The sequence below is a fragment of the Herbaspirillum sp. alder98 genome (assembly GCF_020179755.1).
Taxonomy (GTDB): domain Bacteria; phylum Pseudomonadota; class Gammaproteobacteria; order Burkholderiales; family Burkholderiaceae_D; genus Herbaspirillum.
In genome coordinates, this window is sequence record NZ_JAIUCY010000003.1 from 69,778 (window position 1) to 95,675 (window position 25,898).

Consider the following 25,898-nt stretch of genomic DNA (forward strand, 5'->3'; position numbering starts at 1 on the left):
CTGCCCCAGAAAGTAAGTCATGCACAACCCGCTGTCTTCCGACCAGGTCGCGTTCTTCCGCGAACAGGGATATCTGCTGCTCAAGGGCATGCTCACACCCGAGCGACGCCAGCAATTGCTGGCCGTCACGCAAGACCATCTCAAGCGTGCCGTCGCCCCGCTCGAATACGAAGCCGAAGTCGGCTATGCCGGCGCCCCGGCCTCGCTCGAAGCCGAAGGCGGGCGTACCGCGCGCCGATTGCGCGCGGCGTGGCAACGCGATCCGGTCTATCGCCAATGGGCCGGTGACGCCAGGCTGGTGGCGATCCTGCAGCAACTGCTGGAAGAACCGGTCTGCATCACGCTGGCGCATCACAACTGCGTGATGACCAAGCATCCCACCTTCGGCACCGCCACCGGCTGGCACCGCGATATCCGCTACTGGTCGTTCGAACACAATGAACTGATTTCGGTATGGCTGGCGCTGGGTGCCGAGACGCCGGAGAATGGCGCGCTCAAGTTCATCCCCGGTTCGCACCGGCTGCAGCTGCAACCGGAGCAGATGGACGAACTCGACTTCCTGCGGCCGGAAGTACCGGCCAACCAGGCGCTATTTGCCCAAGGCATCGATCTCTCGCTGGCGCCCGGTGACGTGGTGCTGTTCCACAGCGGGCTGTTCCACGCCGCCGGTCGCAACGACAGCGACCAGGTCAAGTGCTCGGCGGTATTCGCCTATCATGGCGCCAGCAATCCACCGCTGCCGGGCACCCGCTCGGCGGCAGCGGACGACATCCCCCTCAGCCAGTAACGCGGAATACGCTGACCACGCCCGACAGTCGCTGCGCCTGATCCTGCAGCGACTGGGCCGCCGCGGCAGCCTGCTCCACCAACGCCGCGTTCTGCTGGGTGGTTTCATCCATCTGGGTAATGGCGCGGTTGACCTCTTCGATGCCGGCGCTCTGCTCGGTGCTGGCCGCTGTGATCTCGCCCATCACATCGGTGACGCGACGCACGCTGGCCACCACCTCGTCCATGGTCTGCCCGGCCTGCGACACCAATGTACTGCCACGGCCGACCTGGCTCACCGAATCATCGATCAGCACCTTGATCTCGCGCGCTGCGGCCGCCGAGCGCTGCGCCAGCGAGCGCACTTCCGACGCCACCACCGCGAAGCCACGCCCCTGCTCACCGGCACGGGCCGCTTCCACTGCCGCATTGAGCGCCAGGATATTCGTCTGGAACGCAATGCCATCGATGACGCCGATGATGTCGGCAATGCGACCGGACGAATCGTTGATGGCGCTCATGGTGTCGACCACCTGCCGTACCACTTCGCCGCCGCGCGACGCCACATCCGAAGCCGATGCCGCCAGTTGATTGGCCTGGCGCGCATTGTCGGCGTTCTGCCTGACGGTGGCGGTCAATTGCTCCATGGCCGAAGCGGTCTCTTCCAGCGAGCCGGCCTGCTGCTCGGTGCGCGAGGAAAGATCGAGGTTGCCGCTGGCGATCTCGGACGAGGCGGTGCCGATGGTATCGGTCGACAGGCGCACCTGGCCCACGATGTCGCGCAGCTTGTCGTTCATGTCCTTGAGCGCCAGCATCAATTGCCCGGTCTCATCGCGGCTGAGCACGGCGATCTGCTGGGTCAGGTCGCCCGCGGCCACGCCCTGCGCCAGCTTCACGGCCTGCTCGAGCGGACGCGAAATGGCGCGCACCAGCAACCAGCCCATCAATGCCGCGATGAGCAGACCGCCAACGATGGCCCCGCTCATCACCAGCAGCAGCGTCTGGTAGCGCGCCTGGGCATCGTCGTACAGTTCTCGACCGACCCGCTGCTGCAATTCCATCAATTGGCTCATGGTCTGGCGGGCTGCGGAAAACAGCTTCAGCATGTCACCGTTATAAAGATCGCTGGCGCCCTGAAAGTCGCGGTCGCGCAAGGCTGTGGCAGCCGGCTTGACGCCCTCGGCGATGAACTTCTGCCGTTGCGGCACGAAACGATCGACCAAAGTCTTTTCTTCTGGCGTGAGGTAGGTATCAAGATAAGTCTTGAGCACGCCATCGCTCTGACGCACCGTCTGTTCGAGCGCATCCATGCCGCGATCGATATCGCTGGAGTCGCCGACGATGGCGGTGGCAATGCCATAGCGACCGCTATCGATGGCCGCCGATATCTGCTCCAGTTGTGACAGTGCCACCAGGCGATCTTCGTAGAGCGACTTCATCTGCGCATTGGTCGCGCGCAGGCTGCCCAGGCCGAGTACACCGGACGCCACTAGCAGCAGCGCCAGCACCGCCATTACCCCTATCAAGCGCGCCTTGATCGTCAATCGATTCATCATATGTCTGCCCCCCCGGGATTGGCGCGTCGCCAGAAATGACGACTGCGCTGCAAGACACTAGCATTTCTCGTACCAACCGAAGTGTTATTTATTGAGCAAGCATTTCTCTGCGCGCAAGATCTGTTCAGAAGTGCCACGCAACACTACGATGTCGCCGCCCATCAGGATGGTGTCGGCACCCAGCGTCAGGCGTTGCTTGCCCCGCCGCACCATCGCCACCCCGGTGCCGCATTGCGCCTCAAGGTCCAGCTCGCCCAGGGTGCGCCCGATGGCGCTGGCCCCCTCGATCAGCGTGATCGACTGCAATCGCACATTGGCGCCATCGTGACCGTCGTCACCGTCGGCCAGGCCATGGAAATAACCGCGCAGGGAAGCATAACGTTCGTCGCGTGCCTCCTGCACCCGATGCACCACGCGGCGCAACGGCACGCCGAGCATGACCAGTGCATGCGAAGCCAGCATCAGGCTGCCTTCGAGCGATTCGGGTACCACCTCGGTGGCGCCGGCGGCCAGCAACTTGTCGAGGTCGGCGTCGTCGTAGCTGCGCACGATCACCGGCAGTTCCGGTTCCAGTTCGCTGACATGATGCAAGACCTTCAGCGCCGATGGCGTGCTGGCATAGGTCACCACCAGGGCGGCGGCGCGATGGATGCCCGCGGCGACCAGGCTTTCGCGACGGGCCGCATCGCCGTAGGAGACATTGGCGCCGCCGCTGCGCGCATCCTGCACCAGTTCGGGGTCTGTCTCGAGGGCGTGATAGGCGATCCCCTCTTCTTCCAGCAGGCGCGCCAGGCTTTGCCCGCTACGCCCGAAGCCGGCGATGATCACGTGCTTCTGGACCGCCATGGTGCGGGTGGCCAGTTGCGTCAACGCCAGCGATTGCAGCATCCACTCGTTGGCCGACAGCTTCATGACGATGGCGTCGGACTTGGCCAGGATGAAGGGCGTGGCCAGCATCGACAACACCATCGCCGCCAGGATCACCTGGATCAGCAGCGGATCGATCAGGCTCAGGCCGCCGGCCTGGTTCAACAGCACGAAACCGAATTCGCCCGCCTGCGCCAGCCCCAGGCCGGTGCGCAAGGCCACGCCCGTGCCCGATCCGAACAGCCTGGCCAGCGCCGCGATCAGGGCAAACTTGAGCAGCACCGGGCCGCACAGCAACAGCAGCACCAGGAACCAGTGGTCCAGTACCACGCGCACGTTGAGCAGCATGCCGATGGTGATGAAGAACAGCCCCAGCAGCACGTCGCGAAAGGACTTGATGTCCTCTTCCACCTGATGCTTGTACTCGGTCTCCGATATCAGCATGCCGGCGATGAAGGCGCCCAGCGCCAGCGACAGGCCAGCCTTTTCGGTGATCCATGCCGCGCCCAGCGTGATCAGCAGCAGGTTGAGCATGAACAGCTCCTGCGAACGCCGCTTGACCACGATGCTGAACCAGCCGCGCATGAGCTTGTGGCCAAAGAACAGCAGCAGCGCCAGTACCACCAGCGCCTTGCCCACCGCCCAGCCCAGCGTGACCATGATGTTGCCGGAATTGCTGGCCAGCGCCGGCACCACGATCAGCAGCGGCACCAGGGCCAGATCCTGGAACAGCAGCACCCCGAGAATGCGACGGCCGTGCTCGGTCTCGAGCTCGAGCCGTTCGGTGAGCAGCTTGGACACGATAGCAGTGGAAGACATGGTCAGCGCGCCGCCCAGGGCAAACGCGGCCTGCCAGCTGATGCTGGTCAGTTGCGGCAGGAAATAGGCGACCGACCAGCCGAACACCATGGTGGCGGCGATGGTGGTAACGACCTGCGCCATGCCCAGGCCGAACACGATGTGGCGCATCGCCGAGAGCTTGTTGAGCGAGAATTCGAGGCCGATCGAGAACATCAGGAACACCACGCCGAACTCGGCCAGGGCGTGGGTCGTCTCGTTGTCTTCGGCAAAACCGAGACCATGCGGGCCGATGACGATCCCCACCACCAGATAGCCCAGCATCGGCGGCAGATGCATCATGCGAAAGGCAACCACCCCCAGCACCGCTGCGGCCAGCAGGAATAAGGTCAGTTCCAGTCCGGAAAACATGTGTGGATGATGGGCGGTAGATGGCGTTGGACTGAATGCGAAACAGCCACGCGAAAAACATGCCGGGAAGCAACGCGGCGATCGGCATTGACTAACAAATTCGGCGCCGCCCACCCGCGTGCCCAAGTTGGTGCGACTGTCTGTTGCGTGGATGCTGCACTGCACGCGGGCAACGCCCGCATTTGGTGCCTGCGCCCCGCCCCGCTTTGCGCACTTACATCTGGCAAGTTTTTTGCTTTGCTAATTCGTTTATACTTCGGTTATGAGTGTAACCGATGATAAAACCACGTCTGCAACTTTTTCGGCCGCCGCCGCGCAACGCGCGCTCGAGCTGGCGCGCCAGACCCTGCAGATCGAAGCCGACGCCATCCTGGCGCTGAAGAACCGCATCACCGACGATAGCGCCGAGCCACTCGCGCGCGCCGTGCATTTATTGCTATCCTGCCAAGGCCGCACCGTCGTTTCCGGCATTGGCAAGTCCGGCCATGTGGGCCGCAAGATCTCCGCCACGCTGGCCTCCACCGGCACCCCTTCGCTGTTCATGCACCCGGCCGAAGCCGCGCACGGCGACCTCGGCATGGTGACCCCGCGCGACGCCCTCATCGTCATCTCCAACTCTGGCGAAACGGCCGAATTGCTGGCCATCGTTCCCATCGTCAAGCGCATGGGCACGGTCATCATCGCCATGACCGGCAATGACGAGTCGAGCCTGGCGCAACTGGCCAACGTGCACCTGAACGTAGGAGTCGCCAAGGAAGCCTGTACGCTGAACCTGGCGCCGACGGCCAGCACCACCGCCACGCTGGCCATGGGCGACGCCCTGGCCGTGTCGCTGCTGGATGCACGCGGCTTCCAGGAAGAAGACTTTGCGCGCTCCCATCCTGGCGGCGCCCTGGGCCGTCGCCTGCTGACCCATGTGCGCGATGTGATGCGCAGCGGCGAGGCCGTGCCGGCCGTGCGCCCTGACGTGTCGCTGTCGCAGGCACTGATGGAAATCACCCGCAAGGGCATGGCCATGACGGCCGTGGTCGACGACCTGCAGCGCCCGATCGGCGTGTTCACCGATGGCGACTTGCGGCGCCTGCTGGAACGCGGCCAGGACTTCACCCGCTTCTCGATTGCCGATGTGATGCATGCCAATCCGCGTACCGTGAACCAGGACCAGCTGGCCGTCGACGCGGTGCAGCTCATGGAAGAGTTCCGCATCAACCAGTTGCTGGTCACCGATGCGCAGGGCAAGCTCACCGGCGCGCTGCATATTCACGACTTGACGCGCGCCAAGGTGATCTGATCATGTCGGACTTCGCCGCCAGCTTCACGCCAGATGTGCTCGCCAAGGCCGCCACCACGCGCCTGATGATCTTCGACGTCGACGGTGTCCTGACCGATGGCGGGCTGTTCTATGGCGAAGACGGCGAAGCATTCAAGCGCTTCAATGCGCTCGACGGCCACGGCATCAAGATGCTGCAACAATCGGGCGTGGCCACCGCCATCATTACCGCACGACAGTCGGCCTTCGTGGTGCGGCGCGCGCGCGATCTCGGCATCGCCCATGTATTCCAGGGCATCCACGACAAGCGCCAGGCATTCGAGCAACTGCTGCAACAGACCAGCCTGCAGGCGGCGCAATGCGGCTACCTGGGCGACGACGTGATCGATCTGCCGGTATTTACCCGGGTCGGCTTCAAGGCCTGCGTGGCCAACGGCCATCGCGAGGTCAAGCTGCGCGCCGACTACGTCACCACTGCCACCGGCGGCAATGGCGCCGCGCGCGAGGTGTGCGACCTGGTGCTGGCAGCGCAAGGCAACTACGAGGCGGCGCTGGCGCCGTACCTGGCATGAGCAATCACAGCGGCGAACGTGCAGCGCAACGCATTCGGCTGGGTGTGATTCTGGTGGTGCTGATCGCGCTGGCGCTGGGCAGCTTCTGGGTGCTGCAGACGCTGCGCCGCAATGGCGACCAGACGCCGGTGGAGCGCCCACGCGGCAAGCCTGATTACTATCTCGAGAACTTCAACTACGTGAAGATGGCGATCAATGGCCTGCCGCGTTATGACGTCTCGGGCGTAAAGATGGTGCATTACCCCATCGACGACTCGTTCGAAATCACCAAGCCGGTGGTGCACAGCCTGGATGCCGCCCGCCCGCCGATGGAGCTGTACTCGGATACGGCCCGCGTGACCGACGACCAGACCCGGATCCACATGTATGGCAATGCCAATGCGATCCGCGGCGCGGTCAAGGGAAACTCGCCCATGCACCTGGTTTCGGAATACCTGTTACTGCTGCCCGACGACGAAATCGTCAAGACCGACAAGCCGGTTGCAATGACGATGGGCACCACCAGATTGAATGGTGTGGGCATGATTGCCAACAACGCCACCCAGGAAGTCCAGTTACTGGGCAACGTACGCGGGCATTACGAACCGACCACCAAGAAACGCTGAGTCATTGCACCCTGAACTCCGCCCCGACCTCAGACCCTGGCCACAAGCCCCAAGTCCGCTAATTAAATCTATGAAACCTTCCTCATTGCTCCCCTGGTTGCTGCTGCTGGCAGTGTGCGGCGTTGCCCGTGCCGAGAAGGCCGACACCACCAAGCCGACCAATATCGAAGCCGACCAGATGGTGTATGACGATGTGCGTCAGGTGAAGACCTTCACCGGCAACGTGGTGCTCACCCGTGGCACGCTGTTGATCAAGGCCGGCCGCGTGGTGCTGACCACTGACCAGTACGGCTACGAATACGCAGTGCTGTATGCCGCGCCTGGCGCGCTGGCGAGCTTCCGGCAGAAGCGCGATGGCGGCCCGGACCTGTGGATCGAAGGCCAGGCCGAACGCATCGAATATGCCGAGCAGACCGAGATTTCGAAGCTGTTCAATCGGGCCCATATCCAGCGCATGGATGGCAAGCGCATCACAGACGAAGTCAATGGCGAGTTCATCTCGTATGACAGCCGAGCCGAGTTCTATTCGGTCAACAACAGCGCTTCGGGCCAGAGCAAGCCCGGCGCCGGACGCATCACCGCGGTGATCCAGCCCAAGGTGGCTCCGGTCGATGCGCCGGCCGCGCCGGCAACACCTGCCGGAAAGGGTCAGTGACATGACAAGTTCGCTGGTCGTAAAGGGCCTGAAGAAAAGTTATGGCGCACGCCAGGTCGTGCGTGACGTCTCGCTGCAGGTCAACAGCGGCGAAGTGGTCGGTCTGCTGGGCCCCAACGGCGCCGGCAAGACCACCTCGTTCTACATGATCGTGGGACTGGTGCCGTCCGATGGCGGCGAGATCGACCTGGATGACGCGGCCATCTCGCGCCTGCCGATTCACGAGCGCGCCACGCTGGGCCTGTCCTACCTGCCGCAGGAAGCGTCGGTATTTCGCAAGCTCAGCGTCGAGGACAACATTCGCGCGGTGCTCGAGCTGCGCCGCGAGAACGGCAAGTCGCTGCCGCGAGACGAGATCGAGGCGCGCCTCAACAACCTGCTGCACGAACTGCAGATCGAAAAGCTGCGCGACAGCCAGGCGCTGTCATTGTCGGGCGGCGAACGCCGGCGGGTCGAGATCGCCCGCGCCCTGGCTACCGATCCGCGCTTCGTGCTGCTGGATGAACCGTTTGCCGGCATCGACCCGATTGCGGTCATCGAGATCCAGCGCATCGTGCGCTTCCTGAAAGAGCGCGGCATCGGCGTGCTGATCACCGACCACAACGTGCGCGAAACACTCGGCATCTGCGACCGCGCCTACATCATCAACCAGGGCACCGTGTTGGCCAGCGGCAGTCCGGACGAGATCATCGCCAACGAATCGGTGCGACGCGTCTACCTGGGCGAACATTTCCGCATGTAACGTCGCAGTCAGGCGAACTCCGAAAGACTAATGAAACAATCGCTCCAGCTTCGCACATCGCAACACCTCGCATTGACGCCGCAGCTGCAGCAGTCGATCAGATTGTTGCAACTGTCGACGCTGGAGTTGCACCAGGAACTCGAGCAGATCCTGTCGGATAACCCGTTACTCGAACGCCTCGACGATGCCTTGGACAATTCGGTGCGACTGCTGGCCGATGGCGCCATCAATTCCACCCAGTCCAGCGGCATCGCCGAACCCGGCGCCGAACAACAGGCCGAAGCGGCGGCCCCCGCCAGCGACGGCGAAGCCAGTCTCGAATTCCAGGACAACAACCAGAGCGAAGCAGGCGTTTCCGGCGAATCGGAATGGAGCTTCGATGACGTCGCGCGCAACGGCAAGTCGGCCGACGACGACGACTCGCGCCCGCAACTCGAAGCGCACGAGATCACACTGCGAGAGCATCTGCTGGAACAGATAAGGGTGACCGCACGCACCGTGCGCGACCGCGCCCTGCTCGAACTCCTGGCCGATGCGCTGGACGAAAGCGGCTATCTCGAAGAACCGCTGGAAGATATCCTCGCGCGGCTGCCGGAAGAAGTCGGGGTCGACCTCGAAGAGCTGTCGATCGCGCTCAAGCTGCTGCAGAGCCTGGACCCGGCCGGCGTCGGCGCGCGCACGGCCAGCGAATGCCTGGCGCTGCAGATCCGGCGCATGCCCAAGGTAGCGTTCGTCACACGCAGGCTGGCCCTGCGCATCGTCGAGGAATGCCTGCCCCTGTTTGCCCAGCGCGACTTCAACAAGATCAAGAAAGCACTCGACTGCGACGACGAGGACCTGCGCGAGGCGCAGGTGATCATCCGCCAATGCCGCCCGCATCCGGGTGCCGAATTCGCGCGTGACGCCTCCGACTATGTGGTGCCGGACGTGATCGTCAAGCAGACCAAGAACGGCTGGCAGGTGTTGCTCAACCATGACGTCATGCCCAAGCTGCGCGTCAATGCGATGTATGCGAGCGCCTTGAAGCAATCCAAAGGCGAAGTTTCGCTCACTTCCCAGTTGCAGGAGGCGAAGTGGCTCATCAAAAACATGCGGCAACGTTTCGATACAATTTTGCGAGTCGCGCAGGCTATTGTCGAACGTCAAAGAAACTTCTTTTCGCATGGTGCGGTGGCGATGCGCCCCCTTGTACTGCGCGAAATTGCTGATACACTGGGTTTACACGAGAGCACCATTTCTCGGGTGACAACTCAAAAATACATGCTCACTCCGCATGGCATGTTCGAGTTGAAATACTTCTTCGGCAGTCACGTCGCGACCGAAACAGGAGGAGAAGCTTCCTCCACCGCGATCCGGGCGCTGATCAAACAATTGATAGGAGCCGAGAACCCGCAGACACCACTTTCCGATAGCAAGATTGCGGATATGCTGGCGGAACAAGGCATGGTGGTGGCGCGACGCACAGTCGCAAAATACCGTGAAGTGCTGAAGATCCCCCCAGTCAACCTCCGTAAGTCCCTCTAAGTTTTTTCTGTTGCATCTTTTGTAATTTCAAGCCGTCGCTGTGTTCAGGCAGATCCAATGCCACCTGACCACGAACGCTGTGCTCTCCGGTGTATTGGACGAGATGCACGAACCTCCAGTGACTTCACGATAGGAGAGTTGTATGAATCTGACCATTAGTGGACACCACCTCGAACTGACGCCCGCCATTCGCGAGTATGTGCAAAGCAAGCTGGCACGCATCAAGCGGCATTTCGACAATGTCATCGACGTCAGCGTCATCCTGAGCGTAGATAAACTTACAGAAAAAGAAAAAAGGCAGAAAGCGGAAATCAATGTGCACGTCAAGGGCAAGGACCTGCATGCAGAAAGCATCGCCCACGACCTGTATGCGGCCATCGATGGTTTGATCGACAAGCTCGATCGCCAGGTAATCAAGCACAAGGACCGTTTGCAGAATCACCATTCGGACGCCAAGCGTCTCACCGGCGAGAGCGAAACCGACGCTGACATCGCCGATGCGGAAGACCCGCAGAGCACGGCCGTGGCAACGTGATGCCATTGCGGAAATAATTTCCCCCCATCAATGACGAAAGGGCGCGCAAGCGCCCTTTTTGGTTTTTCAAGCGGGACGGAAACAATATTCAGCAGGGCAACAACACTGCGCGCATTCCAAACGCGAATCCCGGCTTTTTCATATAATGGCGGCAATCACCATTTTTTAAGGCAAATGCCATGAGCGACGTTCAAACCTGGATCAAAGACACCGTTACCCAAAACCCTGTGGTGCTGTTCATGAAGGGCACGGCGCAGTTCCCGCAATGCGGCTTCTCGGGCAAGGCAATCCAGCTGCTCAAGGCCAGCGGCGCCGAGAACATCGTCACCGTCAATGTGCTGGAAAGCCCGGACGTGCGCCAGGGCATCAAGGAATACTCCAACTGGCCGACCATCCCTCAGTTGTATGTCAACGGCGAATTCATCGGCGGCTCCGACATCCTCAACGAAATGTATGCTGCCGGTGAACTGCAAACCCTGATCAAGGGCTAAGCGATCCACATGCCGCGCCAGCGCCTGATCATCGCCATCACGGGCGCCACCGGTGCGGCTTATGGCGTACGCCTGCTGCAGCACCTGCGGCAATCCGACCAGGTCGAAACGCACCTGCTGATCTCGGATGCGGGCGTACTCAATATCCATCAGGAACTCGATCTCGGTCGCCGCGACGTCGAGGCATTGGCCGATGTGGTGCACAACGTGCGCGATGTCGGCGCCTCGATCGCCAGCGGTTCGTTTGCGTCCTGCGGCATGGTGGTCGCGCCCTGTTCGATGAAGACCCTGGCTGCGGTCGCCCATGGCCTGTCCGACAACCTGATCACGCGCGCCGCCGATGTGGTGCTCAAGGAACGCCGTCGGCTGGTGCTGATGGTGCGCGAGACGCCATTCAACCTGGCGCATCTGCGCAACATGACTGCCGTCACCGAAATGGGCGGCGTGATCTTTCCGCCGCTACCGGGCTTTTATCAACGCCCGCAGTCGATCGAAGAAATGATCGACCATACCCTGGGCCGCGTGCTGGACCTGTTCGGCATCACCCACGCGCTCACGCCCGAATGGCTCGGCATGAAAGCGGGCTGACCCAAAAAGAAAAACGCGCCGGGCTTGCTGCCGGCGCGTTTTTTTATTGCAGTCGATCAACCGCGACCGATGTACGGCATCTTGGTCGCCATCACCGTCATGAACTGCACGTTGGCGTCCAGCGGCAGGCTGTCCATGTAGATGATGGCCTTCGCGACGTGCCCGGCGTCCATGGTCGGCTCGACCTTGGTCGAGCCATCGGCCTGCAGCGTCCCCTTCTTCATCAGCGTGGTCATGTCGGTCGAGGCGTTGCCGATATCGATCTGGCCGCAGGCGATATCGTACTGGCGACCATCCAGCGAAGTGGCCTTGGTCAGGCCGGTAACGGCGTGCTTGGTGGCCGTATAGGATGCCGAGAACGGACGCGGCGCATGGGCCGAGATCGAACCGTTGTTGATGATGCGCCCACCGCGTGGCGACTGCGCCTTCATCACCCGGAACGCTTCCTGGGTACACAGGAACACACCGGTCAGGTTGATATCGACGGCCGACTTCCATTGCTCCACGCTCAACTCTTCCAGCGACACCGGCGGCGCGAAGATTCCAGCGTTGTTGAACAGCAGATCGAGTCGACCGAAACGCTCGACAGCCTTGGCAAACAGATTCTTCACCGAACTCGCATCGGCGACGTCGGCCGACACCGTGAGCGCGTTGGCGCCGGCTTCGCCGGCCAGCTTCACGGTGTCGTCCAGCGCATCCTGGCGACGACCGGCCAGGACCACGCCATAACCTTCGCCCAGCAGCGCCAGGGAAATCTGCCGCCCGATGCCGGAACCCGCGCCGGTCACCAGTGCAATACGTTTCGGTGCTGCCATCGTGTCTACTCCTGTGATCTTGTTAGCCAATGAAAGAAGCCGCTGTGGACAAGTTCAATTGCCCACAGCGGCTTTCACTATAACAAACGCATCGGCCGGCTCGGATGAGAGATTTTCAATCCCGGCCGCGTCCCGCTCAGACCGTCAGCGAGAACGGCTTGCCGGTATCGATGCCCAGCGTCGCCGCCGCAGCGGCCAGTCGCGCATGGTCGCCGGCGAACAACTCGGTCAGGGCGGTATAGGCGATCCAGCGCGCATCGATCTCGAAGAAGTCGCGCAGGTTGACCCGGGTGTCGCTGCGACCGAAGCCATCGGTGCCGAGCGTGACGAAGCTGGCCGGCACGAAGGCGCGGATGCCCTCGGTCAGGGTGCGCACGTAGTCGCTCACGGCGATCACCGGCGCATTGCTACCCTGCAGCTGGCTCGTCACGTAAGGCACCGAGGCCTGCCCGCCCAGTCGCTGCTGGCGTTGTGCCGCCACGCCGTCCCGCGCCAGCTCGGTGAAACTGGTCACGCTCCAGACTTCACTGTCGAGTTGCCAGTGCTGCCGCAGCAACTGGGCCGCTGCCAGCGCCTCCTTGAGGATGGGGCCCGCCGCCAGCAGTCGCACCGCCGCGTCAGGACGCGCCTGCAGGCAATGCATGCCGCGCAGGATGCCCTCGCGGGCGTCGGCCGGCAGGCTCGGCTGCGCCTCGTTCTCGTTGGTGACCGTGACGTAATAGAAGACATCCTCGCCGCGCTCCATCATGCGCCGCATGCCCTCGTCGACGATCACCGCCAGCTCATAGGCATAGGCCGGATCGTAGGCGACGCAGTTAGGAATGGTCGCGGCTGCCAGGTGGCTGGTGCCATCCTGGTGCTGCAAGCCCTCGCCACCCAGCGTGGTGCGGCCCGACGTGGCGCCGATCAGGAAACCGCGGGCCCGCTGGTCGGCGGCGGCCCAGATCAGGTCGCCGATGCGCTGGAACCCGAACATCGAATAATAGATATAGAACGGCAGCATCGGCGTGCCATGCACCGAATAGGCAGTCGCCGCCGCGGTCCACGAAGAGATCGCCCCCGCCTCCGTAATGCCTTCTTCCAGGATCTGGCCATCCTTGGCTTCGCGGTAGTACAAGATGGAGCCGATATCCTCCGGCTCATACAACTGCCCTTGCGACGAATAGATACCGACCTGGCGAAACAGATTGGCCATGCCGAAGGTGCGCGCCTCGTCGGCCACGATGGGCACCACGTAGCGACCGAACTCCGGGTCCTTGAGCAGGTTGCCCAACTGGCGCACCAGCGCCATGGTGGACGACATCTCCTTGCCATCGGCCTCCAGCGCAAACCTGGCATGCGCCTCGATCGATGGCACTGCCCGCCTGACGTCACCAGGCTGGCGGCGCGGCATGTAGCCCCCGAGCGCGGCGCGGCGCGCATGCAGATGCTGCATCTCGGCACTGTCGTCGGCCGGACGGAAGAACGACAGCGAGGTACATTGCTCGTCGCTCAGCGGCAGCTTGAAACGATCCCTGAACTGCAGCAGGCTGATCTCGTCCAGCTTCTTCTGCTGGTGGGTGGTCATCTTGCCTTCACCCGCCGCCCCCATGCCGTAACCCTTCTTGGTCTGCGCCAGGATCACCGTCGGCTGCCCGCGATGCTGGGCCGCTGCCTGGTAGGCGGCGAAGATCTTCTTCATGTCATGGCCGCCACGGCGCAGCCGGTTGATCTCTTCATCGGTGAGGGTGGCGCCGATGGCGCGGGTGCCGGCGTTCTGGCCGAAGAAATGCTCACGGTTGAATGCACCGTCATTGGCCGCGAAGGTCTGCAGCTGGCCATCGACGGTGCGGTTGAGCGCCTCCACCAGTTCGCCGCCGGTATCGCGCGCAAACAGGGGGTCCCAATCCGATCCCCACAGCAGCTTGATGACGTTCCAGCCGGCGCCGGCAAACAGGGTCTCGAGCTCGTCGACGATATGGCCATTGCCGCGCACCGGGCCGTCGAGCCGCTGCAGGTTGCAGTTGACCACGAAGATCATGTTATCGAGCTTTTCGCGCGCCGCCAGCGACAGCGCGGCCAGCGATTCCGGCTCGTCCATCTCGCCATCACCGAACACGCCCCACACCCGGCGCCCCTGATCCTGCAACAACCCGCGATGTTCGAGGTAGCGCAAGAAGCGCGCCTGGTAAATCGCATTGATCGGACCGATGCCCATCGACCCAGTCGGAAATTGCCAGAAATCCGGCATCAGCCACGGGTGTGGATAAGATGAAAGTCCCTGGCGGCCGACGCGCTTGGCTTCGATCTCGCGTCGGTAATACGTCAGGTCCTGCTCTTGCAGCGCGCCTTCGAGGAACGCGCGGGCATAGATGCCGGGCGCCGAATGCGGCTGGAAGTAGACGATGTCGCCCGCGAAGTCGTCACTCTTGGCGCGAAAGAAATGATTGAAGCCAACCTCGAACAGGTCGGCGGCCGAAGCAAAGCTGGCGATATGCCCGCCCAGTTCGCCATGGGCGCGATTGGCGCGCACCACCATGGCCAGCGCGTTCCAGCGCATGATGCCGGCGATGCGCTCTTCCAGCGCCTGGGCATCGGCGCCTCCCGGAAACGAGGGTTCCTGGTCGACCCGGATGGTATTGACGTAGGGCGTGACGCGCGCATCGCGCCAGTCGACGCCCCAGCTCCGGGCCGAGGCCGACAGGCGCGACAGCAGGTAGCGGGCGCGCTCGGGGCCGGCTTCGGCCAGTACGCTTTGCAGCGCATCCAGCCATTCCTGGGTTTCCTGGGCATCGATATCGATATTGCGGGCAATACCGCTGGCTGACGACATATCCACTGCGTGTCTCCTGTGAGGGTTCAAGCGCTTCTATGCAAAGTGCCGAAAAGCCGGTAAAACAGCTCACCGCGCCGTCACTGCCAGGCACTCCTGCACCTTGCCACTTTTGTTATGTTGTTGGGTTGTGGATAACGATACGCCGGATGTGCCCGCATGAGTCACTTAAAATAGGAAGTTGCCGTACAATATTCAGCACCATATGCTGGAAAATTGAAACTCGCAGAATTTAATTTCACCAATGGAACTAGACACCACCGATTTGCGCATCCTGAACATCCTTCAGGAAAACAGTTCGATCAGCAACCTGGAGCTGGCCAGCCGCATCAACCTGTCGCCCTCGCCTACCCTGGCGCGGGTCAAGCGACTGGAGACGGAAGGCATCATCTCGCGCTATGTCGCGCTGGCCGACCCGCATATGCTGGGACTGAAGGTCAACGTGTTCGTGAAGGTGATCCTGGAACGCCAGGGCGCCGAAGCACTGGCCCAGTTCGAGAATGCCGTCAGCGCCTTCGACGAGGTGATGGAGGTCTACCTGATGACGGGCGATGAAGATTATCTGCTGCGCATCGTGGTGCCCGACCTGCTGACGCTGGAACACTTCATCGTCGACCACCTGACCAAGATCCCCGGCATCAAGAATATCCGCTCCAGCTTTGCACTGAAGCAGATCAAGTACAAGACGGCGCTGCCGATGCCGAAGGTCAAGACCAAGCGTTGATGTAATTAGCTTTTTTTACGGCGCGACGAAAGACGCTGGGCCCTGACTTTCGCCGGGGCGACGGAGCGTGAGTTATAAGTATTTCGTCGTACCGGCGAAACGCCGGTACCCAGCGTCTTGAACTACCGCTTCAAATAACAAAAAAACCATGGGTGCCATCGCGCCCCAGTTGCTCGACCAGGCCGAACTCCCAATCGAGATAGCCCTGCATCGCCGCCACCGCATTGTCGGTGCCTTCATAAGGACGGCGATAACGGTCGATGCGCGGCGCCAGCAAGCGCTCTTCGCCACTGGCGAACGCAAGACCGGCGCACTCCCACGCCGCGTTGCCGCCTTCCAGCAAATACACCGGTTGCGCCACCAGCTGCTGCAACTCGGCCACCGCAAACTGCGCCAGCAAGGCGCTGCCGCAGGTCAACACATAACGGGTGGCCGATGGCAGCTTGCGCGGGACCTGTTCCAGTTGCGAACGCAGCACAAACCACGCGCCCGGGATATGGCGTGCCACAAAGCGTGCACTGGTCGACAAGTCGATCACCTCGGTGCCATCGCGCGCATCGAGCCAGGCCTTCAATTGCGCGGGCGCAATGCGCTGCGCGTCCTGCAAGCCGGCCGCTGGCAGCGCCCGCGGCGCATCGCCTTCGACATTGAAATCAGCCGCCGCCAGGCCATCGACCACGAATACTTCCCACGCCATCTGCGCCAGCCATGACGCGGTCATGTTGGCACGCACGCCATCGTCATCGACCAGCACGATGCGCGCGCCGCGCACGGGCGCATTCATCTCGGTTTCCTGCACCAGTTGTCCACCCGGCGCCGACAAAAACCCGGCCAGGTGGCCGCGGCGGTATTCCTCGGGCGTACGCACGTCGAACCGGTACACCGTGCGGGCGGGATCGTCGAGGGCAGTCAGCGCGGCGGAATCGATGCGTCGCACGCCGGCACGGTCGGCCACCTCGCGCGCACGCTGGGCGGCATCCGGCGCCGGCCTGGCATTGATGTCGAAACGACGCTGCTGGCCATGCTCGAGTTGCTGGCCGGCCAGGGTCCAGCCGATGGTGCCATTGCGCAGCGCGTGCACCTGATTGGGAATACCGGCATTGACCAGCGACTGGGTGCCAATGATGCTGCGGGTCCGGCCAGCGCAATTGACGATCACCCGGGTGTCGGGATGCGGCGCCAGCGCGTGTACCCGCAGCACCAGTTCGGCGCCCGGCACGCTGAGCGAACCGGGAATGTTCATGTTCTGGTATTCCTCGAAGCGGCGCGCATCCAGCACCACCACGTCGGCCTGCGCATCGAGCAGGGCCTTGACCTCCTCGGCCGACAGCGACGGTGTATGGCGCTGGCTTTCAACCAGCTCGCCAAAGGCCTTGCTGGGCACATTGACATCGCGAAACAGCTCGCCACCGGCCTCGGCCCAGCCGCGCACGCCACCGGCCAGCAACGCCACGTCGGTATAACCCAGGCTGCGCAACTTCAATGCCGCCCGCACCGCCAGCCCCTCGCCATCGTCCAGCACCACGATCCGGGTGTCGCGCCGCGGCAGGCGGTCGTAGGCATTGAGCTCCAGATGCGAGAGCGACAGATTGGCGGCGAACAGCGGGTGCGCCTCGGCATGGGGCGCTTCCTCGCGCACGTCCAGCAGGGCGATCTCCTGGCGCGCCTTCAATGCCGCGCGGACCTCGGAAAAAGTGACGACGGCGATACCCGAAACCGGGCTCGAGGAGGATGACGGTACTTGGCTCATGGCGATGCAGGGTTGGCTGAAAGGTCCCAGATATTGGGCAGAGTGGCATTGGAATAGCCGGAGATGAACAGCTTGCGCGTGCCATCGGGCTGGTAGACCGAACGCCGCACGGCGCCGATGTTGGCGCCGTACACGTGAATGCTGATTGACGTCCGGTCGGTGAAGGCGTTGCGCACCTGGTGCACATCGTGCAAGCCGGCGGCACTGGGCGAGACCGCTTCGACCTTACCCGGCTCCAGCCGCACCGCTTCACCCACTGGCGCCAGGCTGCCGTCACCGGCGTCGAACGACTGCGAATACTCGGCACCGCGCAGCATGCCGATCAAACCCCATACCGTATGGTCGTGCACCGGCGTGCTCTGCCCCGGCCCCCAGACGAAACTGACCACCGAAAAACGCTGGCCCGAATCGGCGTGCAACAGGAACTGGCGATAGCGTTGCGGATCCGGCTCGGCGTACTGCGGCGGCAACCAGTCATCATGACTGACCAGTTGACGCAACAAGGCGCCGCCTTCTGAAAGAATGCGGTCCTCGGCGGGCTTACGGTCCAGCAGTTGCGCAAAACCGCCAATGAATTCGCGCAGTCGCCACAACTGCGGCGAGGCGTCGATGGCTTGGGTCATGTCAGTCTCCTTGGTGCGCCTGCTGTTGCGATCGGCTTGGGCTGGCGCACCCTGGAGATATTAACCAAAACCGCGTATTGCCGTTTGAAGCGGGTCAGGCGATGACGCGCTCGGCCGGCTGCGCCTCGGCAGGTTCAGTGCGGCGGTGCTTCAGTTCGGCACGAATCTGTTGCGGGTTGCGCAGCAGGTTGAGGATCGGGCAGGTCTTTTCGACCGCCGCAAACAAGGCCTGCACCTGGGCCTCGCTGGCGGGTGAATCGAGATGGATGGTGTAGGCGATGTCATGCGGCCAGATCGGAATGTCTTCATGCCCCGGACGGCCGCCGCGCGGATCGATGCGACCGCTGACCTCGACCTCCAGCGAGTCGATCGGCACCTGCTGGTGCGATGCCTGGATCAAGACGATATGGGTCACGCACGAACCCAGCACGCCCAATTGCAGCTCGGGCGAACTGGGCCCCAGGTTGTAGCCGGCAAAGTCCGGCGGACTGTCGCTGATCACCTGGTGATCGCGAATGCGGATGCGGCGCACGCCGCTGCGGCCTTCGGCGCTGACCCGGGCCGACAGGTGCGCCGGACCGGCGTCGCCGGCTTCGATCAATGCTTCGCGCGCCAGCACGGCGCTGCGCTTTTCGCTCAGGTAGTGGTTCAGAGATGTCATGGCGTCCTCTTATGGGTGTCAGGCCAGTGTCCCGCTGCCGGGCCGCTGCGCGCAACGAAGCAATCCAAATATGGATATGCGCGTGCGCCGGCATAACTTTGCTCATTCTTATTCTTTTGTCGCCGCCGGCACTTGCTCCATATTGCTCATCTTGAATCGGTGCGCCGGGGGCGTGCCTCGTCCGAAAACCTAATAAGTGGAGCCATCAGCAATGAACAAGAATCTCTCCCAGCACGAACAAGATATCGTCGCGCAGTCTTCCTCCTGGTCGCGTCGCGATGTGCTGCGCGCCGGCGGCGCTGCCGCCCTGGCCGGGATCGGCGGCTCGTTGGCGGCCAGCAATGCCTGGTCGGCCGGCGCGCCGCACAAGGTAACTTTTGCCTGGAGCGCCATCGCGTTCTGCCTGTCGCCAGTGGTCGTGGCACAAGAAAAAGGTTACTTCGAAAAGAATGGCCTCGATGTCGAACTGCTGAACTGGGGCGGCTCCACCGACCAGTTGCTGGAAGCCCTGGCCACCGGCAAGGCCGATGTCGGCGTGGGCCTGATCCACCGCTGGCTCAAGCCCCTGGAAGCCGGGTTCGACGTCAAGGTGATCGGCGCCGCGCACGGCGGCTGCCTGCGCCTGGTGGGCGTCAAGGATGCCGGCGTGAACGACTGGAAACAACTCAAGGGCAAGACCATCGGCGTGTCCGATCTGAACAGCCCGGCCAAGAACTTCTTTGCCATCCACCTGGCCAAGCGCGGCGTGAACATCGACAAGGATGTCGAATGGCGCGTCTATCCAGCTGACCTGCTCGACGTCGCCGCCAAGAAGGGCGAGATCCAGGCCATCGCCGACGGCGACCCTAACGTGTACCTGATCGAAAAGCGCAACCAGGGCGTCTTCACCGAACTGGGCAATAGCGGCACCGGCGAGTACAAGGACAAGATCTGCTGCATCACCGGCGCTCGTGGCGACTTCGTGCGCAATAACAAACCTGCGGCCGCGGCCGTGGTGCGCTCGATCATCCAGGCCTCCGAATTCGTGGCGGAAAATCCTAACGAAGCCGCCAAGCTGTACGCCAAGTATTCGCCCAAGGTGCCGGTGGAAGACTTGCGCAAGCTGCTGACCGACCTGACGTATCACAACCATCCGACCGGCGCGCCGCTGCGTGCCGAAGTCGAATACTTCGCGCGCGACTTCCACACCGCCGGCGTGCTCAAGAAGAGTACCGATCCGGTGCGCTTTGCCAATCACGTCACATACGACGTGCTGTCCTGAGCCGCACCCCCGCCCCGATACCGGACTGAAAGGAAGCTGTCATGACATCCTCCAGCGAACACCTGCTACGGCGGGCGCCCCAGGCGACCCCGCCGCTGCCACTGGACCAGCCGCTGGCCGGCGAACGCGTGCCGGTCTGGGGCCTGGGCCTGCTGGCCGCGACCGGGTGGCTGGCGCTGGCGCTGATCACGCTGCGCTGGCCCAACAAGGTGGTCGGCTTTTCCGACTGGGCCTATACCGACGAGTTCGGCTATGCGGCCGCGACGGTGGCGGTGCTGCTGGCCGCGCTGGCGCTCGGCGGTCGCCGCGCCGGCGCACTGCTGCACCTGTTGCGTCCGGCTGGCCAGTGGCTGCTGGCGCTGCCCCTGCTGTTGGGCCTGTGGGAAGTCCTGACCGCCAAGCTGGGCGTGTTGCCGGCGCCCTTCTTCGCGCCGCCGCAAAGCCTGATCGAAGTCTACGGCGAAGACTGGCCGCGCCTGGGCTTGTCGACCGCACATTCGCTGCGCTTGCTGGTGCATGGCTTTGCCTCCGGCGCGACGGTGGGGTTTCTGGTCGGCGTATGGATCGGCTGGTCGCGGGTGGCGGGCTACTGGGTCCATCCGGTGCTGCGCTTCCTGGGGCCGGTGCCTGCCTCGGCGTTGCTGCCGCTGGCATTCTTCTTTGCGCCTTCCAGCTATGCCGCGGCCGTGTTCCTGATCGCGCTGGCGACAGGCTTTCCGGTGGCGGTGCTGACCTGGTCGGGCGTGGCCTCGGTCAACAAGAGTTACTACGACGTGGCCCGCACACTGGGCGCATCCGAGCGCTTTCTGGTATTGCGCGTGGCGATCCCGGCGGCGCTGCCGCAGGTATTCGTGGGGCTCTTCATGGGACTGGGCGCGGCCTTCTCGGTGCTGGTGACGGCCGAGATGATGGGCGTCAAGGCCGGGCTGGGCTGGTATCTGCAATGGTCGCAAGGCTGGGCTGCCTACAGCAACATGTATGCCGCGCTGATCGTGATGGCGGTGCTTTGCTCGGGCCTGATCACGCTGTTGTTCAAGGTACGTGACCGCGCACTGTCGTGGCAGAAAGGAACCGTCAAATGGTAACCGCAACCGAACAGATTTCGGCGCCGCTGTCGGCCGCCTCCAATGGCGCGCACATCGATATCAATGGCGTCAGTCACTGGTTCAAGCTGCCGCAGGGCGTACTGCAGGTGCTGGACGACGTCTCGCTGACGGTCGAGCCGGGCGAGTTCGTGGCCCTGCTGGGCCCCAGCGGTTGCGGCAAGTCGACCTTGCTGCGGCTGGTCGCCGGACTTGAGCCGGCCACCGCCGGCAGCATCGCGCAGGACGCCAGGCCGATCGAGCGCCCCGACCCGTCGCGCATCGTCGTGTTCCAGGACCCGACACTCTATCCATGGCGCCGGGTGTGGGACAACGTCGCCCTGGGATTGCAGGCACGCGGCCTGCTCAAGACCCAGCGCAAGCGGGTCGATGATGCGCTGCAACTGGTGGGCCTGGAAGATTTCGCCAATGCATTCCCGCATCAGCTGTCGGGTGGCATGGCGCAACGCGTGGCACTGGCGCGGGCGCTGGTCAACGATCCGCAATTACTGATCCTCGACGAGCCGCTGGGCAAGCTCGATTCGCTCACCCGGCTGTCGATGCAAAGCGAACTGGTCGCGCTGTGGCAACGCCAGCGCTTCTCGGCGCTGCTGGTGACGCACGATGTCGAAGAGGCGCTGTTCCTGGCGCAACGGGTGATCATCTTCAGCCAGCGGCCGGCGCAGATCAAGGCCGAGATCAAGGTCGACCTGCCTTACCCGCGCCATCGTGGCGACCCACGCCTGGCCGAATTGCGGCATGAGGCATTGCGCCATCTCGGGCTGGATGAAAGTTGGTAAGCCTGCAGGACCTGTTCGACTGGAACGCCTGCATCAACGTGCTGCTGAGCCTGATGCAGGCTGGTCAGCATGCGCTGCTGCATGTGTTGTCGGCGCTGGGATTGACGCGGGATGTCGACGGCCAGCCCGGTTGGCCCTTCGCCACCAGGCTCTCCGGCGAGGTCATGCTGATCGACCGTGGCGTGGCTCGCGCATTGCTGTTGGCACTGGCCGCCAGCGGCAGTGCGCTGGTGCTGGCCGTGCTGGGCCTGTTGGCCCGGCGCCGACTGCGCCTGGTGTCATGGGGCCTGGCGGCGGCACTGGCCTGGCTAGCGCCGTGGCCTGCACCATCGCTGCTGACCAATGCCGCTACCCCCACCAGTTTTCATGACTCCCCGACGCGTTTTGCCGATGCCTCGATCGTGCGTGGCGAACGTCTGTACGCGCAGCAATGCGTAAGCTGCCACGGCGCCAACGGTCGAGGCGACACCCCGCTGGGACTGTCACTGGCGACCGCCCCGCCCAACCTGGCCGGGCCGCTGCTATGGCGCCGCGCCGATGGCGACCTGCTCTGGACGGTGCGCAATGGCAAGGGCGCGATGCCGGCATTTGCGCAACTGAGCGCCAGCGACGCCTGGGCCCTGATCGACTACATGAAGGCCAATGCGGCAGGTATCAGTCTGCGTGAAACCGGCATCTGGCAACAGCCGGTGCGCTTGCCCGGCTTGCGTGTGGATTGCAGCCACGCGTCGCAGCACGGCACCGATCAATGGCTGGGACAACGCGTGCGCGTGGTGCTGGCGCAAGCGGGTGCGGCCGCGCCCCTGGAGGACCCGCGGATGCAAAGCCTGCTGCTCGACCCGCAACACGTCGTGACCAATGCTGGCCAGCCAGGATTGCCGACGGTGGATTGCCGCAATACCGACCAGCAAGCCTGGCGCGCGCTGGAAATCATCACCGGCACGCCGGCGGCACAAATGGGAGGACTGCAGTTGATTGCCGACCGCGACGGCTGGCTGCGTGCGCGCAAGTCGGCCAGCGATAGCGCGGCGGGCTGGAGCGATGCCGATATGCTGTGCCGTTCACCGTTGGCGGCGCAGGACACGAATCAGGAAAAGGCGGGATTGCTGGCAGGGGCGGCGGCTGGCGTGAGCCAGGCGAGCGGAAAAGGGAATGGGGGTGTGGCTCAGCAGGGCCTGGAACGGCTCATCGCGGCCATGGATGCGGAACCGATCAGGTTCATCAAGGGCGGCTTCGTGCACTGAGCTGGCGACGCCAGGCGGTCACTGCGACGACGACCCGGGTGTTGCGACGAAGCCGATGGCATGCGTTCGTTACGATCATTGCGATCGTTGCGGCCGTTCGAGCCCGAACCCACGCACCAGCGATGATAGAACTCGGCGATGGTGCGCACATACAACTCTGCATCGACCGGCTTGGGCCGGTATTCGGTCGCGCCCGCAGCAAAGGCGGCCTCGCTGCCCTCCATGTCATACGACGGAAACACCACCACCGGAACTTCGGCAAAACGGGCATCTGCGCGCAGGTCGCGCAGTACGTCGAGGCCATCGGTATAGTCGAGATCGGATTCCAGCAGCACCAGTGCCGGCGCTGGCTCGTCACTGGCGCGACGGCGCTGCTGCAGCATGCAACGTGCCGCCGCGGCAGCATCTGCGTAGACCTTGAAGGTGCAGCGCAGATTGGACTTCCAGAGCGCAAAGCGCACCATTTCGGCCGCTTCCGGGCTGGAGTCGATCATCACTATGGTAGGCAGGTTCATCACTTGCATCATCCTGTAAAACATTTCCTGGACACTTGCGGCTTGCACCGATAGAGACGTTTTACAGGACACCGGGCCGGCGCAATATCGGGCATTTCCTGAACGGTTCTGTCAGGAAACTCCCTTTTATCCATGCCACTAACACCACTCAATCAAAAAAGTTATTCCAGAAGCAACATAATGCCGCTCGCTGACCATGACTTGCCCCGCATTGAACGCTGTTTGAGCTTCGTCTGATTTTCAACACGCCAGAAAACGTTTAGTCTTTAAATATTCCTCCTGTTAACGGTGCCAGCCGCGACGACAGTACGGCCGCATCGGGCAGGATGTGCCATTGGCCCCTTTTTGAGGACCCCATGCCCATCCCGTATCCGGTTGAAGAAAAAAAACGCCTGGCCGTACTGCATTCCCTGGGGCTGCTCGACAGCGGTCCCGATCCTGCCTTTGATCGCGTCACGCGACTGGCCAGCAGGTTGCTCGATGTGCCGATCTCGCTGATATCGCTGCTCGATGCCGAGCGTCAATGGTTCAAGTCGAAGGTCGGTCTGGAGGTCGAGCAGACGCCACGCAGCCAGGCCTTCTGCGCCTACACCATCATGGAAGAGTCGAGCCTGGTGGTGTCGGATGCAACCGACGACGAACGTTTCCGCGACAACCCGCTGGTGCTGTCCGAACCCAGCATCCGCTTCTACGCCGGCGTGCCCATCCGCAGCAACGAGGGGCTGCCGATCGGCACCCTGTGCGTCATCGACTCCAAGCCCAAGACCCTCAAGCCGGAAGAACTGGAACTGCTGCAGGACCTGGCCTCGATCGTCACCAAAGAGATCCAGCTGCTCGAAGGCTTGCTCGATACGCATGACCAGTTGGCGCTGAGCGACGCCCGCCTGGCCGACCACGAACACCAATTCCGGTCGGTGTTCGAACTGGCCCGGGTCGGCATCGCGCTGATCGGAACCGACGGCAGCTGGCTCACGGTCAACAAGGCCCTGTGCCGCATCGTCGGCTACAGCGCCACCGAACTGATGGCCCTGACCTTCCAGGACATCACGCATCCGGACGACCTGGATGCCGACCTTCATCTGCTGGAGCAACTGATCAAGGGCGAGATCGGGCAATACCATCTGGAGAAGCGCTATCTGCGGCGCGACCGCAGCGAAGTGTGGATCGACCTGGGCGTGACCAAGAAGCTCAAGCCGGATGGCACGCTGGACTATTTCATCTCGGTGGTGCAGGACATCCATGCGGAGAAGCAGGCCCGGCTCGAACTGGCAGCGTTGCACCGCGACCTGGAACAGAAGGTGGTCTTGCGCACCGATGAATTGCGCAAGCGCGAAAGCGAACTCACGGCCGTGCTCGAGAACGCCAGCGACGCGTATATACGCCTCGACAATCAAGGCCTGGTCACGGCCTGGAACCGTGAAGCCGAACACATCTTCGGCTGGCTGGCGACCGAGGCCCTGGGGCGCACGCCACAGGAATTGATCGTGCCGCATGACGCCGCTGCCTCGGCCAGCCAGCAATGGGGGCGCTACCTGGAAGAAGGCATGCATTCGCTGCTGGTGCGCCGTCAGGACCTGCAGGCGATGCACAAGGACGGCGGCGTGTTTCCGGTGGAGGCGCGCATGCGTACGCTGGCCGTCAACGGCCAGCGCATCGGCATCATGTTCCTGCATGACATTTCAGAGCGCAAGCAGAGCGAAGCGCAGCGCGAGCACGAGATCAGGCACGATACCTTGACCGGCCTGATGAACCGGCGTGCGCTTAACGACATGCTGCCGCTGGCGCAGGAGCGCGCGCACCGCAATCGCGCCACGCTGCATGTGCTGTTCATCGATCTCGACGGTTTCAAGCGCATCAATGACGAGCATGGCCATGAAGCCGGCGACCTGATGCTGCAGGCCGTGGCCACCCGTCTCAGGGATAACATCCGCCAGACCGACAGCGCGTTTCGCCTGGCCGGCGATGAATTCGTGGTGCTGCTGGAAGGCCCGAACAATACGGTGCAAAATGCCGCAGACCACGCCCGCGCGCTGATCGAGGCCATCTCCCAGCCGCTACCTGACAGCGACGGCGCCATGCGCGTAGGCGCCAGCATCGGCATGGCGGTGCAGGAGATAGACCGCATCGTCAGCGCCGAGCAGTTGATGCGAGAAGCCGACGCCTGCATGTACGAGGCCAAGAGCCGCGGCAAGGGCACGGTCTGCTTTTAGGGATTGGTGCGCTGCTGGTTTT

The 25,898-nt window shown here is 63.1% G+C and carries 24 protein-coding genes; 16 read left to right on the plus strand and 8 right to left on the minus strand.

The genetic code is table 11. The annotated features are described in order from the left end of the window. Positions 1-19: 19 nt before the first annotated feature. On the plus strand, positions 20-787 hold the full coding sequence (locus tag LBW87_RS08140; RefSeq protein ID WP_225200951.1) for a phytanoyl-CoA dioxygenase family protein: 768 nt from the start codon (positions 20-22) through the stop codon (positions 785-787). Here the strand turns inward: LBW87_RS08140 and LBW87_RS08145 are convergent. Then, positions 777-2,321, minus strand: coding sequence for a methyl-accepting chemotaxis protein (locus LBW87_RS08145; RefSeq protein ID WP_225200952.1), 1,545 nt, complete (start codon positions 2,319-2,321; stop codon positions 777-779). The genes LBW87_RS08140 and LBW87_RS08145 overlap by 11 nt on opposite strands. A gap of 84 nt (positions 2,322-2,405) precedes the next feature. Further along, a complete protein-coding gene (locus LBW87_RS08150) occupies positions 2,406-4,397 on the minus strand; it encodes a cation:proton antiporter (protein WP_225200953.1) in 1,992 nt (663 codons plus the stop codon). A gap of 262 nt (positions 4,398-4,659) precedes the next feature. On the opposite strand from LBW87_RS08150, the gene LBW87_RS08155 reads away from it, so the two are divergent. From LBW87_RS08155 to LBW87_RS08195, 9 genes are all read left to right on the plus strand, one after another. Continuing rightward, positions 4,660-5,688, plus strand: a complete 1,029-nt coding sequence (locus LBW87_RS08155; protein ID WP_225200954.1) for a KpsF/GutQ family sugar-phosphate isomerase — start codon at positions 4,660-4,662, stop codon at positions 5,686-5,688. Between the two features lie 2 nt (positions 5,689-5,690). Further along, positions 5,691-6,239 carry a KdsC family phosphatase gene (locus tag LBW87_RS08160; protein ID WP_225200955.1) on the plus strand — a complete coding sequence of 183 codons (549 nt, stop codon included), beginning with the start codon at positions 5,691-5,693 and terminating at the stop codon, positions 6,237-6,239. Continuing rightward, positions 6,236-6,844, plus strand: a complete 609-nt coding sequence (lptC, locus tag LBW87_RS08165) for an LPS export ABC transporter periplasmic protein LptC (RefSeq protein ID WP_225200956.1) — start codon at positions 6,236-6,238, stop codon at positions 6,842-6,844. Before LBW87_RS08160 ends, lptC begins: the two co-directional genes overlap by 4 nt. Before the next feature lie 70 nt (positions 6,845-6,914). Continuing rightward, positions 6,915-7,499: a lipopolysaccharide transport periplasmic protein LptA gene (gene lptA, locus LBW87_RS08170; RefSeq protein WP_225200957.1), complete on the plus strand. Its 585-nt coding sequence runs from the start codon at positions 6,915-6,917 to the stop codon at positions 7,497-7,499. Position 7,500: 1 nt separating this feature from the next. Next, positions 7,501-8,241, plus strand: a complete 741-nt coding sequence (lptB, locus tag LBW87_RS08175; protein WP_225200958.1) for an LPS export ABC transporter ATP-binding protein — start codon at positions 7,501-7,503, stop codon at positions 8,239-8,241. Positions 8,242-8,271: 30 nt separating this feature from the next. Beyond that, positions 8,272-9,765: an RNA polymerase factor sigma-54 gene (locus LBW87_RS08180; RefSeq protein ID WP_225200959.1), complete on the plus strand. Its 1,494-nt coding sequence runs from the start codon at positions 8,272-8,274 to the stop codon at positions 9,763-9,765. 142 nt (positions 9,766-9,907) lie between these two features. Continuing rightward, complete coding sequence (gene hpf / locus LBW87_RS08185) at positions 9,908-10,300, plus strand: ribosome hibernation-promoting factor, HPF/YfiA family (protein ID WP_225200960.1); 393 nt, start codon at positions 9,908-9,910, stop codon at positions 10,298-10,300. 179 nt (positions 10,301-10,479) lie between these two features. After that, positions 10,480-10,791 (plus strand): Grx4 family monothiol glutaredoxin, encoded by a 312-nt coding sequence (grxD, locus tag LBW87_RS08190; protein ID WP_225200961.1) that lies wholly within the window; start codon positions 10,480-10,482, stop codon positions 10,789-10,791. 9 nt (positions 10,792-10,800) lie between these two features. Further along, positions 10,801-11,379 carry a UbiX family flavin prenyltransferase gene (locus tag LBW87_RS08195; protein ID WP_225200962.1) on the plus strand — a complete coding sequence of 193 codons (579 nt, stop codon included), beginning with the start codon at positions 10,801-10,803 and terminating at the stop codon, positions 11,377-11,379. Positions 11,380-11,435: 56 nt separating this feature from the next. Here the strand turns inward: LBW87_RS08195 and LBW87_RS08200 are convergent, their stop codons facing one another. Next, on the minus strand, positions 11,436-12,194 hold the full coding sequence (locus LBW87_RS08200; protein ID WP_225200963.1) for an SDR family oxidoreductase: 759 nt from the start codon (positions 12,192-12,194) through the stop codon (positions 11,436-11,438). A 136-nt stretch (positions 12,195-12,330) separates the two neighbouring features. Then, positions 12,331-15,006: an alpha-ketoglutarate dehydrogenase gene (gene mdeB, locus LBW87_RS08205; protein ID WP_225201403.1), complete on the minus strand. Its 2,676-nt coding sequence runs from the start codon at positions 15,004-15,006 to the stop codon at positions 12,331-12,333. Between the two features lie 244 nt (positions 15,007-15,250). On the opposite strand from mdeB, the gene LBW87_RS08210 reads away from it, so the two are divergent. Further along, the gene (locus LBW87_RS08210) at positions 15,251-15,730 is read left to right on the plus strand and encodes an Lrp/AsnC family transcriptional regulator (RefSeq protein ID WP_225200964.1); all 480 of its coding nucleotides are present in this window, start codon (positions 15,251-15,253) and stop codon (positions 15,728-15,730) included. A 130-nt stretch (positions 15,731-15,860) separates the two neighbouring features. On the opposite strand, the gene LBW87_RS08215 is transcribed toward LBW87_RS08210, so the two are convergent. The 3 genes from LBW87_RS08215 to LBW87_RS08225 all read right to left on the minus strand — a co-directional run bounded on the left by LBW87_RS08215 (position 15,861) and on the right by LBW87_RS08225 (position 18,764). Continuing rightward, positions 15,861-17,480 carry a rhodanese homology domain-containing protein gene (locus LBW87_RS08215; RefSeq protein ID WP_225200965.1) on the minus strand — a complete coding sequence of 540 codons (1,620 nt, stop codon included), beginning with the start codon at positions 17,478-17,480 and terminating at the stop codon, positions 15,861-15,863. Continuing rightward, positions 17,477-18,103, minus strand: coding sequence for a cysteine dioxygenase (locus LBW87_RS08220; protein WP_265112903.1), 627 nt, complete (start codon positions 18,101-18,103; stop codon positions 17,477-17,479). The genes LBW87_RS08215 and LBW87_RS08220 overlap by 4 nt, the downstream gene beginning before the upstream one ends. Before the next feature lie 94 nt (positions 18,104-18,197). Further along, on the minus strand, positions 18,198-18,764 hold the full coding sequence (locus LBW87_RS08225; RefSeq protein ID WP_225200966.1) for an OsmC family protein: 567 nt from the start codon (positions 18,762-18,764) through the stop codon (positions 18,198-18,200). Between the two features lie 211 nt (positions 18,765-18,975). Between LBW87_RS08225 and LBW87_RS08230 the strand changes: the two genes are divergently transcribed. Genes LBW87_RS08230 through LBW87_RS08245 form a run of 4 tightly spaced genes read left to right on the plus strand, consistent with a single transcriptional unit; the run spans position 18,976 to position 23,151 of the window. Next, a complete protein-coding gene (locus LBW87_RS08230; protein WP_225200967.1) occupies positions 18,976-20,025 on the plus strand; it encodes an ABC transporter substrate-binding protein in 1,050 nt (349 codons plus the stop codon). Positions 20,026-20,066: 41 nt separating this feature from the next. Beyond that, a complete protein-coding gene (locus LBW87_RS08235) occupies positions 20,067-21,110 on the plus strand; it encodes an ABC transporter permease (protein ID WP_225200968.1) in 1,044 nt (347 codons plus the stop codon). Beyond that, positions 21,104-21,907 carry an ABC transporter ATP-binding protein gene (locus LBW87_RS08240; RefSeq protein ID WP_225200969.1) on the plus strand — a complete coding sequence of 268 codons (804 nt, stop codon included), beginning with the start codon at positions 21,104-21,106 and terminating at the stop codon, positions 21,905-21,907. Before LBW87_RS08235 ends, LBW87_RS08240 begins: the two co-directional genes overlap by 7 nt. Next, on the plus strand, positions 21,901-23,151 hold the full coding sequence (locus LBW87_RS08245; protein WP_225200970.1) for a c-type cytochrome: 1,251 nt from the start codon (positions 21,901-21,903) through the stop codon (positions 23,149-23,151). The genes LBW87_RS08240 and LBW87_RS08245 overlap by 7 nt, the downstream gene beginning before the upstream one ends. On the opposite strand, the gene LBW87_RS08250 is transcribed toward LBW87_RS08245, so the two are convergent. Beyond that, positions 23,073-23,666, minus strand: a complete 594-nt coding sequence (locus LBW87_RS08250) for a response regulator (protein WP_225200971.1) — start codon at positions 23,664-23,666, stop codon at positions 23,073-23,075. The two genes, LBW87_RS08245 and LBW87_RS08250, sit on opposite strands and share 79 nt — an antisense overlap. A gap of 356 nt (positions 23,667-24,022) precedes the next feature. On the opposite strand from LBW87_RS08250, the gene LBW87_RS08255 reads away from it, so the two are divergent. After that, the gene (locus LBW87_RS08255) at positions 24,023-25,876 is read left to right on the plus strand and encodes a PAS domain S-box protein (RefSeq protein WP_225200972.1); all 1,854 of its coding nucleotides are present in this window, start codon (positions 24,023-24,025) and stop codon (positions 25,874-25,876) included. Positions 25,877-25,898 lie beyond the last annotated feature (22 nt).

Coding starts and splice junctions, on each gene's coding strand:
- lptC (WP_225200956.1), top strand. CDS start 6,236: ATGAGCAATCACAGCGGCGAACGTGCAGCGCAACGCATTCGGCTGGGT.
- grxD (WP_225200961.1), top strand. CDS start 10,480: ATGAGCGACGTTCAAACCTGGATCAAAGACACCGTTACCCAAAACCCT.
- LBW87_RS08180 (WP_225200959.1), top strand. CDS start 8,272: ATGAAACAATCGCTCCAGCTTCGCACATCGCAACACCTCGCATTGACG.
- LBW87_RS08215 (WP_225200965.1), bottom strand. CDS start 17,480: ATGAGCCAAGTACCGTCATCCTCCTCGAGCCCGGTTTCGGGTATCGCC.
- LBW87_RS08150 (WP_225200953.1), bottom strand. CDS start 4,397: ATGTTTTCCGGACTGGAACTGACCTTATTCCTGCTGGCCGCAGCGGTG.
- LBW87_RS08210 (WP_225200964.1), top strand. CDS start 15,251: ATGGAACTAGACACCACCGATTTGCGCATCCTGAACATCCTTCAGGAA.
- LBW87_RS08195 (WP_225200962.1), top strand. CDS start 10,801: ATGCCGCGCCAGCGCCTGATCATCGCCATCACGGGCGCCACCGGTGCG.
- LBW87_RS08160 (WP_225200955.1), top strand. CDS start 5,691: ATGTCGGACTTCGCCGCCAGCTTCACGCCAGATGTGCTCGCCAAGGCC.
- LBW87_RS08200 (WP_225200963.1), bottom strand. CDS start 12,194: ATGGCAGCACCGAAACGTATTGCACTGGTGACCGGCGCGGGTTCCGGC.
- lptB (WP_225200958.1), top strand. CDS start 7,501: ATGACAAGTTCGCTGGTCGTAAAGGGCCTGAAGAAAAGTTATGGCGCA.
- mdeB (WP_225201403.1), bottom strand. CDS start 15,006: ATGTCGTCAGCCAGCGGTATTGCCCGCAATATCGATATCGATGCCCAG.
- LBW87_RS08140 (WP_225200951.1), top strand. CDS start 20: ATGCACAACCCGCTGTCTTCCGACCAGGTCGCGTTCTTCCGCGAACAG.
- LBW87_RS08240 (WP_225200969.1), top strand. CDS start 21,104: ATGGTAACCGCAACCGAACAGATTTCGGCGCCGCTGTCGGCCGCCTCC.
- LBW87_RS08145 (WP_225200952.1), bottom strand. CDS start 2,321: ATGATGAATCGATTGACGATCAAGGCGCGCTTGATAGGGGTAATGGCG.
- LBW87_RS08250 (WP_225200971.1), bottom strand. CDS start 23,666: ATGAACCTGCCTACCATAGTGATGATCGACTCCAGCCCGGAAGCGGCC.
- LBW87_RS08155 (WP_225200954.1), top strand. CDS start 4,660: ATGAGTGTAACCGATGATAAAACCACGTCTGCAACTTTTTCGGCCGCC.
- hpf (WP_225200960.1), top strand. CDS start 9,908: ATGAATCTGACCATTAGTGGACACCACCTCGAACTGACGCCCGCCATT.
- LBW87_RS08230 (WP_225200967.1), top strand. CDS start 18,976: ATGAACAAGAATCTCTCCCAGCACGAACAAGATATCGTCGCGCAGTCT.
- LBW87_RS08255 (WP_225200972.1), top strand. CDS start 24,023: ATGCCCATCCCGTATCCGGTTGAAGAAAAAAAACGCCTGGCCGTACTG.
- lptA (WP_225200957.1), top strand. CDS start 6,915: ATGAAACCTTCCTCATTGCTCCCCTGGTTGCTGCTGCTGGCAGTGTGC.
- LBW87_RS08225 (WP_225200966.1), bottom strand. CDS start 18,764: ATGACATCTCTGAACCACTACCTGAGCGAAAAGCGCAGCGCCGTGCTG.
- LBW87_RS08235 (WP_225200968.1), top strand. CDS start 20,067: ATGACATCCTCCAGCGAACACCTGCTACGGCGGGCGCCCCAGGCGACC.
- LBW87_RS08220 (WP_265112903.1), bottom strand. CDS start 18,103: ATGACCCAAGCCATCGACGCCTCGCCGCAGTTGTGGCGACTGCGCGAA.